At 44.0% G+C, this 12,597-nt stretch carries 12 protein-coding genes and 1 tRNA gene; 9 read left to right on the plus strand and 4 right to left on the minus strand.

Features of this window, described 5'->3' with window-relative positions; genetic code table 11:
• The 5 genes from V7K53_RS09565 to V7K53_RS09585 form a co-directional block, all read left to right on the plus strand.
• The coding region (locus V7K53_RS09565; RefSeq protein WP_335197290.1) for a WD40 repeat domain-containing protein at nt 1-1,797 on the plus strand (1,797 nt) is incomplete at its 5' end.
• 151 nt (nt 1,798-1,948) lie between these two features.
• Nucleotides 1,949-2,563, plus strand: coding sequence for a hypothetical protein (locus V7K53_RS09570; RefSeq protein WP_335197291.1), 615 nt, complete (start codon nt 1,949-1,951; stop codon nt 2,561-2,563).
• A gap of 104 nt (nt 2,564-2,667) precedes the next feature.
• Nucleotides 2,668-3,411 (plus strand): alpha/beta fold hydrolase, encoded by a 744-nt coding sequence (locus V7K53_RS09575; RefSeq protein WP_335197292.1) that lies wholly within the window; start codon nt 2,668-2,670, stop codon nt 3,409-3,411.
• 159 nt (nt 3,412-3,570) lie between these two features.
• Complete coding sequence (locus V7K53_RS09580) at nt 3,571-3,816, plus strand: DUF433 domain-containing protein (protein WP_196509598.1); 246 nt, start codon at nt 3,571-3,573, stop codon at nt 3,814-3,816.
• A complete protein-coding gene (locus V7K53_RS09585; RefSeq protein WP_335197293.1) occupies nt 3,816-4,136 on the plus strand; it encodes a DUF5615 family PIN-like protein in 321 nt (106 codons plus the stop codon). Before V7K53_RS09580 ends, V7K53_RS09585 begins: the two co-directional genes overlap by 1 nt.
• 110 nt (nt 4,137-4,246) lie before the next feature.
• On the opposite strand, the gene V7K53_RS09590 is transcribed toward V7K53_RS09585, so the two are convergent.
• A tRNA-Val gene (locus V7K53_RS09590) sits at nt 4,247-4,319 on the minus strand.
• Between the two features lie 143 nt (nt 4,320-4,462).
• On the opposite strand from V7K53_RS09590, the gene V7K53_RS09595 reads away from it, so the two are divergent.
• Both V7K53_RS09595 and mazG read left to right on the plus strand, forming a co-directional pair.
• Nucleotides 4,463-5,050: a metal-binding protein gene (locus tag V7K53_RS09595; RefSeq protein ID WP_335197294.1), complete on the plus strand. Its 588-nt coding sequence runs from the start codon at nt 4,463-4,465 to the stop codon at nt 5,048-5,050.
• Nucleotides 5,051-5,087: 37 nt separating this feature from the next.
• Nucleotides 5,088-5,912, plus strand: coding sequence for a nucleoside triphosphate pyrophosphohydrolase (gene mazG, locus V7K53_RS09600; RefSeq protein WP_335197295.1), 825 nt, complete (start codon nt 5,088-5,090; stop codon nt 5,910-5,912).
• Between the two features lie 83 nt (nt 5,913-5,995).
• Here the strand turns inward: mazG and V7K53_RS09605 are convergent, their stop codons facing one another.
• Together V7K53_RS09605 and V7K53_RS09610 are read right to left on the minus strand one after the other, a co-directional pair.
• Nucleotides 5,996-7,186, minus strand: coding sequence for a transporter substrate-binding domain-containing protein (locus tag V7K53_RS09605; protein WP_335197296.1), 1,191 nt, complete (start codon nt 7,184-7,186; stop codon nt 5,996-5,998).
• A gap of 36 nt (nt 7,187-7,222) precedes the next feature.
• Nucleotides 7,223-7,438: a hypothetical protein gene (locus V7K53_RS09610; RefSeq protein WP_335197297.1), complete on the minus strand. Its 216-nt coding sequence runs from the start codon at nt 7,436-7,438 to the stop codon at nt 7,223-7,225.
• 224 nt (nt 7,439-7,662) lie between these two features.
• Here V7K53_RS09610 and V7K53_RS09615 point away from each other — a divergent pair, with 224 nt between their 5' ends.
• Nucleotides 7,663-9,957 carry a PAS domain-containing hybrid sensor histidine kinase/response regulator gene (locus V7K53_RS09615; protein ID WP_335197298.1) on the plus strand — a complete coding sequence of 765 codons (2,295 nt, stop codon included), beginning with the start codon at nt 7,663-7,665 and terminating at the stop codon, nt 9,955-9,957.
• 25 nt (nt 9,958-9,982) lie between these two features.
• On the plus strand, nt 9,983-10,168 hold the full coding sequence (locus V7K53_RS09620; protein ID WP_335197299.1) for a hypothetical protein: 186 nt from the start codon (nt 9,983-9,985) through the stop codon (nt 10,166-10,168).
• Nucleotides 10,169-10,223: 55 nt separating this feature from the next.
• Here the strand turns inward: V7K53_RS09620 and V7K53_RS09625 are convergent, their stop codons facing one another.
• Nucleotides 10,224-12,212, minus strand: a complete 1,989-nt coding sequence (locus V7K53_RS09625; protein WP_335197301.1) for a zinc metalloprotease HtpX — start codon at nt 12,210-12,212, stop codon at nt 10,224-10,226.
• Nucleotides 12,213-12,597: the final 385 nt, after the last annotated feature.

The raw sequence follows: 12,597 nt of genomic DNA on the forward strand, positions 1-12,597 counted from the left end.
CAACTCCTCAAAACCCTAACTGGTCATAGTAGTCCAGTCAATAGCGTCGTCTACAGCCCCAATGGACAACAGTTAGCTTCTGCGAGTGCTGACAACACCATCAAAATCTGGGATGTCAGCAGCGGTCAACTCCTCAAAACCCTAACTGGTCATAGTAGTCCAGTCAATAGCGTCGTCTACAGCCCCAATGGACAACAGTTAGCTTCTGCGAGTGCTGACAAAACCATCAAAATCTGGAATGTCAACAGCGGTCAGCTTCTCAAAACCCTGACTGGTCATAGTAGTCCAGTTAATAGCGTCGCCTACAGCCCCAACGGAAAACAGTTAGCTTCTGTGAGTGCTGGCAACACCATCAAAATCTGGGATGTTAGCAGCGGTCAACTTTTCAAAACCCTACCTGGTCATAGTAGTCCAGTTAATAGCGTCGTCTACAGCCCCAATGGAAAACAGTTAGCTTCTGCGAGTGATAACAGAACCATTAGAATCTGGGATGTCAGCAGCGGTCAACTCCTCAAAACCCTGATTGGTCATAGCGGTGAGGTCTATAGCGTCACCTACAGCCCCAATGGACAACAGTTAGCTTCTGCGAGTGCTGAAAATACCATCAAAATCTGGGATGTTAGCAGCGGTCAAGCCCTCAAAACCTTGATTGGTCATAGCCGTTTGGTCAGTAGCGTCGCCTACAGCCCCAATGGAAAAGACTTAGCTTCTGCGAGTGCTGACAAAACCATCAAAATCTGGGATGTCAGCAGCGGTCAACTCCTCAACACCCTAACTGGTCATAGTAGTCCAGTCAATAGCGTCGCCTACAACCCCAATGGAAAAGACTTAGCTTCTGCAAGTGCTGACAACACCATCAAAATCTGGGATGTCAGCAGCGGTCAACTTCTCAAAACCCTAACTGGTCATAGTAGTCCAGTCAATAGAGTCGCCTACAGCCCCAACGGACAACAGTTAGCTTCTGCAAGTGCTGACAAAACCATCAAAATCTGGGATGTCAGCAGCGGTCAACTCCTCAACACCCTGACTGGTCATAGTAGTCCGGTTAATAGCGTCACCTACAGCCCCAATGGACAACAGTTAGCTTCTGCGAGTGCTGGCAAAACCATCAAAATCTGGGATGTCAGCAGCGGTCAACTCCTCAACACCCTTACTGGTCATAGTAGTCCAGTCAATAGCGTCACCTACAGCCCTAATGGACAACAGTTAGCTTCTGCAAGTGCTGACAACACCATCAAAATCTGGGATGTCAGCAGCGGTCAACTTCTCAAAACCCTTACTGGTCATAGTAGTCCAGTCAATAGCGTCACCTACAGCCCCAATGGACAACAGTTAGCTTCTGCTAGTTTTGACGACACCATCAAAATCTGGGATGTCAGCAGCGGTCAACTCCTCAAGACCCTTACCGGTCATAACACTTGGGTATATAGCGTCGCCTTTAGCCCCAATGGACAACAGTTAGCTTCTGCGAGTGCTGACAAAACAATAATTTTATGGGATTTAGATTTCGACAATTTATTACTTAGTGGTTGCAAGTTACTAAATAATTACCTCATTGCCCATCCTGAAGTGTTAGAAGAGTTGCAATCATGCCAAACGCGATCGCGTTTGGTTCAAGCTGCTACAGTATTAGTTATCCAAGGTGAGAAGTTAGCGCGAAATGATGATATTAATGGCGCTGTTGAAAAGTTTGGCAAAGCACAACAGTGGGATAATAATTTAAAGTTTGATTCCCAGACGAGAGCGAAAGAGTTGGCAAATCAAGATAAAGTTGAATCGCAGTCGAAGTCACGTTAAGAGATTTTCAAGAAATAAATTATGCAATCTTGTGGGGTGGGCGTCTCGCCCGCCCGTAACCAGAGGCGGACAATATATCCACCCCACAAGAAAAGTTGGATATTTTTTTATTTGGAAGTCTCTTAAAAATAAATAATCACAAGGTGGAAGGATGGCATACAGCGATTTTAGTCTCGCCAAGGTGAAAAAGAGTTTTAATTTAACACTCGATGAAACTCGGAATTTATTTGTTGATACAAAACCTGTTACACCATCAGAAACTCTCAGCACTATTTTAATAGATTACATTCCTTTAGCAACTGCGATTTCAACCGAAAAAGCAAGGTCAGAGTTTTTAATTGCACCAATCCTCGCAGAGGTCAGACGATTATTAAATAATAAAATTTCGCTGTTCTCTGGAAATGAATTTAATGTTGATGCGACTCAAGGCTTACAAGGTTTTTGCGATTATATAATCAGTAATTCCCAAGAGCAATTATTTATTTCTGCTCCGGTAATGTTTATTTTTGAAGCGAAAAAAGAAGATATTATCGGCGGTCTTGGTCAATGTGTAGCGGCAATGATTGCAGCGCAATTGTTCAATCAAAATCAAGGCAATGAAGTTGGGCGGATCTATGGCTCGGTTACTAGCGGAACTAACTGGAAGTTCTTATTTTTAGAAGCGACAACTGTTTATATAGATTCGACTGAATACTATATTAAAGAAGTTGATAAAATTTTGGGTATTTTATTGCAACCTTTTCAGCCTGTTTTAACTGCTGTTTGAATATATAGCAGGTGTTGATGTAACTTACCTGGTCAAGTTTTAAAACTTGCTAAAAAATAAGAAAAGTTAAAAAACTCGTCTACCATTACCACTATTCAATTGATATGAGTCTATATTGTCTAGTTCACGGTGCTTTCCAAGCCACTTGGTGTTGGGATTTGCTAATTCCCCACTTAGAATCACAGGGTCACAAAACCGTAGCAATGGATTTGCCAATTGAAAATGCATCTACTACTTTGTCCCAATTTGCAGATGTAGTAATTCAAGCGTTGCCAAAAACTGATGATGATATTGTCCTAGTCGGTCACTCAATGGCTGGTACTATAATTCCCTTGGTTGCAGAAGCGGTAAAAGTGCGTCAACTAGTGTTTGTGGCGGCGCTACTTCCATATCCTGGAGTTAGTACACTCGACCAATTTTCTCATCGTCTTGATTCTGATACGCTCAAATCATTCAATTACCAGCCAAAAGACCCAACTAAACTCGAACAGTTCTACGATGAGCCTGATATGTTTGAACCAGCTTCCGTAGGCAAAGATTATTCTGACGAAGCAGTATTAAGGGATTTTTTCTATCATGATTGTCAACCGGATGTAGCACAGTGGGCAATCTCGAAAAGTCGTTCGCAACAATCTATGGCATATATACTTGAAACGAATCCTTTAAAAGCTTTGCCGCATGTTGAGCGTAAATATATTGTTTGTGCCAATGACCGAATAATATCTCCTACATGGTCGCGTTACGCTGCACGCAAGCGCTTAGGAGTCGATGCCATTGAGCTAGTTTCTGGACATTGCCCACATCTGTCTCATCCTGACCTTCTTACCTCAATATTAACTAGTGATTAATTATTGGAGTTTGAGTCAATTGTTGCCATAGCAAACTTACTTTCCAACTACTGCATTTTTGACGAATCTGATAAAAATGCGGAATATCTTGTGGTGCGTTGGCGCAGCCCACCATAGGCATCGCTCATAATAAATGAAGCCCGATAAAGGTAAACTGGTATGGATTGGAGAACTTATATTCATTCAGACCCGAAAATTCTCCTTGGAAAGCCTGTCGTCAAAGGAACGCGGCTATCTGTGGAATTCATATTGGGGTTGTTTGCCGAAGGTTGGACAGAACAGCAAGTTACAGAAAGCTATCCAACTCTCAGTGCTCCTGCAATCCAAGCTGTGTTCGCGTTTGCCGCGGAGTGTCTCAAAGAGGATGTATTCTACACACCATTGCTGTCTACTGAGGCCAAGTAATGCGGTTTCTGGCGAATGAGAACTTTCCATTGCCCAGTGTGCGGCTGCTACGGCAAGCGGGCTATGATGTTGCTTCGGTGATAGAGAATTCTCCAGGTATTGAAGATACAGAGGTTTTGACTTGTGCCGCTAATGAGCAACGGGTGATTTTAACGTTTGATCGCGACTACGGCGAACTCATCTATCGCTTAAGATTACCATCACCAAGGGGTGTGATTTATTTGCGGTTTCGCCCCCATATTCCAGAGGAGCCAGCCATACTATTGTTAAATTTACTAGAGATAGAAGGATTGCAATTTGAGGAGGGGTTCACGGTATGAGAGCGCGATCAGATTCGCCAGCGTCCTCTGCCATAATTAAGGAATACCACAAATCAATCCAAAAAGGCTAGAAACTCTATCTAAGGTGTCTCTAGCCTTTATTTACTGAATGGGCAGTACCAGACTCGAACTGATGACATCCTGCTTGTAAGGCAGGCGCTCTACCAACTGAGCTAACCGCCCGTTTGACTAATCCTTAACTAATATAGCAAAAGATTTCGCATTGCGCTAGTAGTTTCAAGAAAATCTTTTTTTCTCTTATACTGACTCAGTATTCAGTTACTCAGCACTGGCTCAACGTCCCGCTATCACTAACAGGATTTAGGATGCCCTCTGGTCGGACGCACGATCGCATTACTATGTATGCTCTGCCATTGGTGGCGGGCGTTACTTTTTGGCAAACTCGCAGTAGCAGTGCGACTTTGTTGGTTGCAGGCGGGTTTCTCTTTGGTGGGCTGATGTTTGGCCCCGATTTGGATATTTACTCTGTGCAATTCCAACGCTGGGGTTTCTTGCGCTGGATTTGGCTACCTTATCAAAAAAGTCTCCGGCATCGTTCTTTTTTATCCCACGGGCCGATTATTGGTACGATTTTACGGGTGATTTATCTGGGGTGTTTGCTTGCTATTTTGGCAATGGTCGTTTTGGCGATCGCTCAAAGGTTATGGAATCTAAGTTTTAGTTGGCAGGATTTGGGACAAACTGTGGGGCGATCGCTCGTGCAATACGATACTGAATATATCGCTTTGTTTTTGGGGTTGGAACTCGGTGCGATGAGTCATTCTCTCAGCGATTGGGGGGGTTCGGCTTATAAGCGCGTGCGAAAACAGGGGGTTCGGGGGTTGCTTCCTAGTGGCAAAATTAAGAGGCGGAAAGTGAGGGGTGGTAGTCGTCGTCCGAGAGTGAAGAAATAATTTAAACGCAAAGGAACGCTAAGGGAAGCGCAGAGGTATGGAAAAGCAAGAAGAGATTTTGGGGGCGTTGCAGGAGTTGATTGAGGTGGTGGCGAAGTTGCGTGAGCCTGATGGTGGTTGTCCTTGGGATTTGGCTCAAACTGCGGAAACTTTGACGCCTTTTGTGATTGAGGAAGCTTATGAGGTGGTGGATGCAATTAAGAGTGGGGATAAGGGTGCGATCGCAGAGGAGTTAGGCGATTTATTATTACAGGTGGTATTACAAGCCCAAATCGCTAGCGAATCTGGGCAGTTTTCTCTTAAGGAAATAACTCAGGGGATTTCCCAAAAGTTGATTCGCCGTCATCCTCATGTGTTTGGTGATGTGTCGGTTGCCAGTGTGGATGAGGTGCGGCAAAATTGGGAACAAATCAAAGCTGCGGAAAAGGGCGAAGTATCTCCAGACGCCCAAAAATTTAGTGCTAAACTCGCTCGTTATGGACGTACTCTTCCCCCACTGACGGCGGCGATGAAGATTTCTCAAAAGGCTGCGGCGATCGGGTTTGAATGGGAAAATATTCAGGGCGTCTGGGATAAGTTTCATGAGGAGTTGGGAGAGTTCCAACAGGCTTTAGCTGAGGAAACACCCGAACGACAAGAAGCAGAATTAGGCGATTTACTATTTGCAGTTATTCAGCTAGCACGTTGGCATAATCTTGACCCTAGCACCGCTTTGCAAAGCACTAATCAGCGCTTTGTCCAGCGATTAGAAAAAATGGAGGCGGTTGTTGACCGTCCCCTTTCTGATTACAGTTTGAATGAGTTAGAAACTCTCTGGCAACAGGCAAAAGCTCAACTGGCGAAAGAAGGGAGTGGGGAGTAGGGAGTGGGGCATTGGGTATTGGGCGGAAGAGGCAGAGGGGCAGAGGGGAAAGACTTACTGCAACTTCTCCCCTGCTCCTTTCTTCAAGATTTTTCAGCATCAAACCACTTATCATATAGCGATTGATAAGTGCCATTTTCTTTGAGACTCAGCAAAGCCTGATTAATTGGTTTGCGGTAGGGACTGTTATTGGGCAGAATGATACCGTAGCTTTCTTCACGCAAAATACTGCCAACAATTTGTACCTTTCCTTTGCCTTCGTTGGCAGCATAGAAGAGGAGTACAGGCGCATCAAACACTACGGCATCAGCTTTTTTTATTTGCAGAGCATTGTAAGCTTGCTCAATCTTGGTAACTTCTAAAACTGAAATCTTATGTTCTCGCAGGTATGTGGCCGCTGTACTACCCGCAGTTGTGGCTACTACCTTGCCGGGTAAATCGTCTATACTCCTGATATCGCCCTGAAGCTGTTGCACTGTCAATGAGGTAGTCGCGCTGGCTGTAAAGTAGGCGGCAAAAAGTACTCCGATGAACATCCAGATAATACCTACTAGGCGTCCCATTACTCCCTTGGGCATTTCGTCAGCTTGGGTTGCTAAGGTGGCAGCTGCCCACCAACAGGCTTTGAAAATGCCAGGAAAGTATGATTTGGGAATCATGCCATCTTTGTGATGACGCTCAGATAACCAAATAATATGGGCTGCTACAACAATTAGCACTAGGGCAACGCCTATTACTTGCAAGAGGCTAGTAGAGAAAAACAATTGCAAAATATTTGGGAACGCACTGCTGTTGCTCTCTGCGTTTCTTACCATAATTTGCAGCCCCCCAGAAAAAATAGGTAATGAAAAATCAAAATTCTGCTCGCGTTCGGCTGTAATCGAGATGGCTGAAATCCCTAAGTTGGCTTTGCTGTCCTTAATAGCCGAAAGCAGTTGCGGCACTGTGGAATACTCTATAAATTTAGACTCTACACCTATTTGGTTAGCAATTTTGCGCCAGAGGTCGATACTGAATCCTGATAGCTCGCCTTTGTTTGATAGTACAAAAGGCGGTATAACTCGTGTAGCTACTAATAAAGGTTGTTGGGGTTGTGGTTTTTGGGCTATTCCTGGGGAGGCCATTAACAACAATGCCAGAATTCCACCTATTAATCCTATGCAGGTATACAGTACTAAAGAACGCTTGGTTTTGTTTTTCGGGTCATATCTGCCAATTAGGCTGTTTTTTTCAGCCATAAGTTGACGAAATCTAGTAGTGAGCGCATTGATCATCAGAATTCTCTTAGGGTTGTGTGCATAATCTATTTATCATGCCCACCCCATATCAAATATCACATTCATCATCCTCCTAAAATCGATTTTTTTCAGATTTAAGGGGATGAATAAACAGACAAGGGGACAAAGCGAGAAAATCCTCCCTTGGTCATAGCAATTTACCCACACAGTACCAGCCCAAAGATTGTTGGCGATCGCATGACCTTTATCGCATGAGCTTTCAGAAGGAAAACCAGCTTCAATAATCAACTCACCTAGTGATTTCTTTATGAATTCTTTATTTTAGGATCGGAATTAGAGGTTGAGACACAATATTAGGTGTCTAATTCACTTTGTATAAATTGTGTTGTCAAGACAAACTCTATCTTTTGAGCAATAGTTTTGAGATCGGCTTTTAGTGTAAGTTTAGATTTATGATTATTACCAAATATTTTATCTAACTTACGCTTCTTAGTCTTTGCAAAGTGAGCAATATGGATGTAGACGATTTCAGTCAACAAATAGAGACATTGCGCTCACGGGTAACGGGATTAGTGCAAAAGACTATAAGTGAGCCGTATTCACAGCAAGAGCTAACAGCAGAAGCTTTTGAAGAACTTCAAGTTACTTTAGAAGAACTAAAAATTGCCTCCGAGGAACTACAAACAACACGAATCGTAGTAGAGAAGGAGCGTCAGCGCTACCAAGAATTATTTGATTTTGCACCTGATGCTTACTTGGTAACTGATACATTTGGCACTATATTGGAAGCTAACCGCGCTGCTACCATACACCTCAATGTTTTACAGCGATTTTTGATTGGCAAACCGCTGCTTACTTTCATCGCCCAATCAGATCATCAGGCTTTTTTTAATTACCTAACTCAATTACAGCAGCTCGACCGGGGCGGGGAATGGGAGGTGTGTTTACAACCACGAGAAAAAATCTGTTTTGATGTTGCTTTGACAGTAGTTACCGTTCGTAATGAGTTAGGTAAACCAGTTGCTCTGCGCTGGCTAATGCGTGACATTAGTCACCGTCGGCGTTTAGAGTTGCAGCGCCAGCAGTTATTCTCCAATGAGCAAGCCGCCCGAATTGCAGCCCAAGCGGCAGAAAAACGCTCTAATTTTTTGGCTGAAGCAAGTAGTGTATTGGCATCTTCTTTGGATTATCGCACTACTCTAACCAGCGTCGCGCAATTAGCAGTGCCTACCCTTGCCGATTGGTGTATTGTGGATGTCATCGAAAATAATTTGCCCGTCTTCACTAACCCAGTCATCGTTGCATCTGAACCAGCGAAGGACACGCTGATCCGAGAACTCCAACAACGCTATCCAATTTCTGTTGATGCTGATTATGGCCCAGCGAAAGTTTTACAAACTGGTAAGCCAGAACTGGTTACAAACATTCTTGAGTCTTCATTACAGAAAAAGTCCTCGAACGAGGAACACTTTAGTCTGCTGCGTCAACTCCAAGTTAAGTCTCAGATGGTAGTGCCACTGTTAGTACGCGAACGCAAGCTGGGGACAATTCTATTTGCGTCTGCACAACCAGGACGCCATTACACGACTGTAGACCTAGAAATGGCTGAAGAACTTGCTCAACGGGCAGCATTCGCCATTGAAAATGCCCAACTTTATCAGCAAGCCCAAGAAGCTAACCGCATCAAGGAAGAGTTTTTAGCGATCGTTTCCCACGAACTTCGTACACCTCTCAATTCTATGCTGGGTTGGGTTCAAGTAATACGTATTCGCAAATGGGATCAAGCAATAACCTCTAAGGCATTGGAGACAATCGAGCGGAATGCCAAACTTCAAAGAAAACTGATTGAAGATATCTTGGATATCTCACGCATTGTACAAGGAAAAATTCGCCTAAATATTTGTAAAGTTGACCTTGTGCCGATAATTCAGGCGGCAATTGAAATTGTACATCCCACATCTGAAATTAAGGATATTCAAGTTGAATTTAATCTTGACTCTTCAGTTGGTCAAATTATGGGTGATGCCGAACGCCTGCAACAAGTTGTCTGGAATTTGCTCTCTAATGCCGTCAAGTTCACACCTAGCGGAGGGCGAGTTGAAGTACATCTCGAACAGGTAAACTCAAATGTCCAGATAACTGTCTCTGACACAGGTAAGGGAATTAGTACTGACTTTCTACCTTATATCTTTGAGCGCTTCCGTCAAGCTGATAGCACAACTACTAGAGTAGACAATGGTTTAGGGCTGGGGCTAGCAATTGTACACCATTTAGTAGAAATGCACTCAGGCACAGTCTACGCAGTTAGCGAAGGGGAAGGAAAGGGAGCAAAATTTACAGTGTTGTTGCCTCTTGTAGAACCGCAACCAGAGCAGTTAATTAAAAAGAGTAAAGTAAAAGTAGATAACCTCTCAATACTCAACGGTTTGCAAATACTTGTTGTAGATGACAATGCCGATACGCGGGAGTTAATTGCCTTCATTCTTGAACAGTCTGGAGGGCAGGTGAGGGCAGTTAGCTCAGTAGGTGAAGCTCTAGAAGCACTAGAACGATTAAAACCAGATGTGCTAGTCAGTGATATTGGAATGCCAGATGAGGATGGTTATTCTCTGATTCGGAAAGTGCGGGCGCAGGAAGCAGAACAAGAGGAGAAGATTCTAGCTGTAGCACTAACGGCATTTGCTAGAGATGAAGAACGCAGGCTCGCTCTGCAAGCTGGATTCCAAGTTCATGTATCCAAGCCAATCGAGCCAGAAGAGTTGGTGACAGTGGTGGCGAACCTGGTAAAAGGCAGCAAACAAGTTTAACGCATAAGTAAGCTTTTAGTAACAAATGCGAACGCCGAATCAACAAATGCGAACGCCAAATCAACAAATGCGAACTCCAAATCAACAAATGCGAATGCCAAATCAACAAATGCGATCGCCGTATTGCCCTGCCTCCTGTTTGGTTGTTGAGCGTAGTCGAAACACTGCCCCCTTCCATAAAAAACGGAGGCAGTTACTAACCACCTCCTGACAAATTAAAGCTTGGATGGACTGAGAAATGCTTCGACAGCAGCCTAGAAACTTTGCTAGCTGCGGCTCAAAAACATAATCAAGACCACTCCCAGGATAATCGATCCACCGCCCAGGATGAATGACCAGAAGCGATGATAACTGTTGACAATAGTGCCATTTTTACTTTGGAGTTGAATCAAATCCATCCAAGGCGCAACACCTCGACGGAACCAACCCACAGCCCCAACTTGTTCGCCAATCAAGCTTTGGACTCGCTTCATCCCAAACAGAAAATTGCCGATGGGGCCAAAGCGTGAGGCATAATGCAAATAAAGCATCCCGCTACGATCTTGAATTTTTAAATCGGAACCAAATTTATAACCAGCGTCGCCACGACCAATAAGTTGACCTTCAAGTTTTGCGGGTTGTCCACGCAACGGACTGGCATAAGGGTCTGACATCAAAGTGAGAATATCGGTTTCCGATGCTTGCTTGTAGTCGGGGAACATCACCAAGGCTTTGATGAGAATTCCAATCCCTAGGCCAATTAGTGGCGCACCCAATACTAAACCTGTGTTTTGCGAACTTGACAACAAAATCACACCTATTACCAAGCCAGCGAAGAAACCAATAGTTTCAGCGCCGTAGAGTACAACATCTAAAAAGAAGTTGCCGTAAAGCCTACTTTTATTAAGAGTTTTTCCTTCTCCAATAACTCGCCCCATATCAAACTCAGTCGGTAAACCCAATTGTTCAGCATAGTTGCTTAATGCACGAACTCGCTTACCTGTCAATGGGTGAGTGGAATTTAACTCCATCCACCAGCCCCAAGGGTTAAACATATCCCACAGAAAGACGCGACCGATTTTTTGGGTATCGGATGCAATGCGGTAGGCAGTTCCTGTGGAAGCGGCGGCTTTATGGTCATAGATACCCAAGGCGCGAGTTCCTTCAATTAAACGGCTGGGTTCTTGTGCCCGCGAACCTTCTTCTAAAATTCCGTAGGCAATCTTCACTAAAGCGCGGGACAATCCATTGGGATTACCCGTACTTTCGGCTGCAAAGTGGTCAGCAAAATATTCCCGTGTGCGAGAGAGGTAAAGCACTAGATAAGTACCGACGACATAAAACACGTAGGCAACTAAGGCAGCAGTTTGCATCGCATCTTTGATTTTGCTATCACCACCACCACGCCCAAATCTTCTGGCTGTGCTGTAAATCAGGTAACAAATTTGCACTAAGGTAGAAGCTACTGTCATCACTGCAAAGTCCCAGTGGACGATATGCCCCAATTCGTGGGCGTAGACGGTAGCAATTTCGTCGTCATCGAGGTATGTGAAAAGTCCCTGACTGACGACTAAACGGGCGCTGTTCGGTAATGAGCCATAAGTAAAAGCCGTGGGGTTTTGGTCGTCAATAATTCCCAAACGCGGCGTTTTCAGCTTTTTCTGCTCGCAGACTTGGCGAATAACTTTAGCTGTCTCTGGACTGAGGGTTTCAACTTCTGCCAACTCTACCCAGCGAGTTTGGTAAAGCCAGCCTTGGGTTAAGTCCATGATGAATGGAGATATGAAAAAGGCGGCGATATTAAAAACTAGGGTAATACCAATAGCGATCGCTAATCCTTGGAGTGGATTATCGTTACCCAAAATAAATACTATGCTCAAACCTAAAGCCAAAACCATGCCAAACAGCAAGGTCATGGTGACACCAGAAGCTAACGCCAAACTACCACCCACTCCCCCCATTGCTAATTTCATCCCAGTGGTAACGGCACGACCAGCTTTTTGGCTAGCTTTAGGTGGCGTTTGGCGAAAGGATTGACTGGCTTGTTCTGCCCAACTGCGAGCCTGGGGATTTTCACTCATGATTAACTTTTGACACAAGGCCTTGGCTTTTTCGGTTTCGCCTGTGGCTTGATAGGCTTTCATCAACCACATCTGTGCTGAAAGATAATCTGAGGAATTGTGTTCAGCGCAATCGCGGCAGAATTGTTCGAGTAATTCAACCGCTTCTTGATAACGTTTTTGGTTTAATGCATCTAATGCAGATTGCAATGACATAGGATCTCCCTACTAAAAGAGTGGTATTTGATCTATCAATACTCAATAGATCCAGCGATCGTCACTGCAATTTCGTAAAAATTTAATTAATGACAGTATAAAATATCTACTTAAGTAAAAGACTAGAGAAACATATATTACTATGTCTCTCTAGCCTGGGGAACGCATAAATCATATTTAAGACTTTCAAATAAGAACTGTAATAATACTTAGAATATTCTTGCTACAGTAAACTTAGTACCTCTTTGTCCGTGTTTGATATTTAGAGAATAAATGTTTTCAACCCAGTCTTGCTTCACCCGATTAGAGTAATTATTGATTACCCAAATGGTTCACCCGATTGGAGGAAGACGAATGATGAACATAACCTGAGATTGATAAGATG

It is taken from the genome of Nostoc sp., assembly GCF_036917355.1.
In the GTDB taxonomy this organism is placed as follows: domain Bacteria; phylum Cyanobacteriota; class Cyanobacteriia; order Cyanobacteriales; family Nostocaceae; genus Nostoc.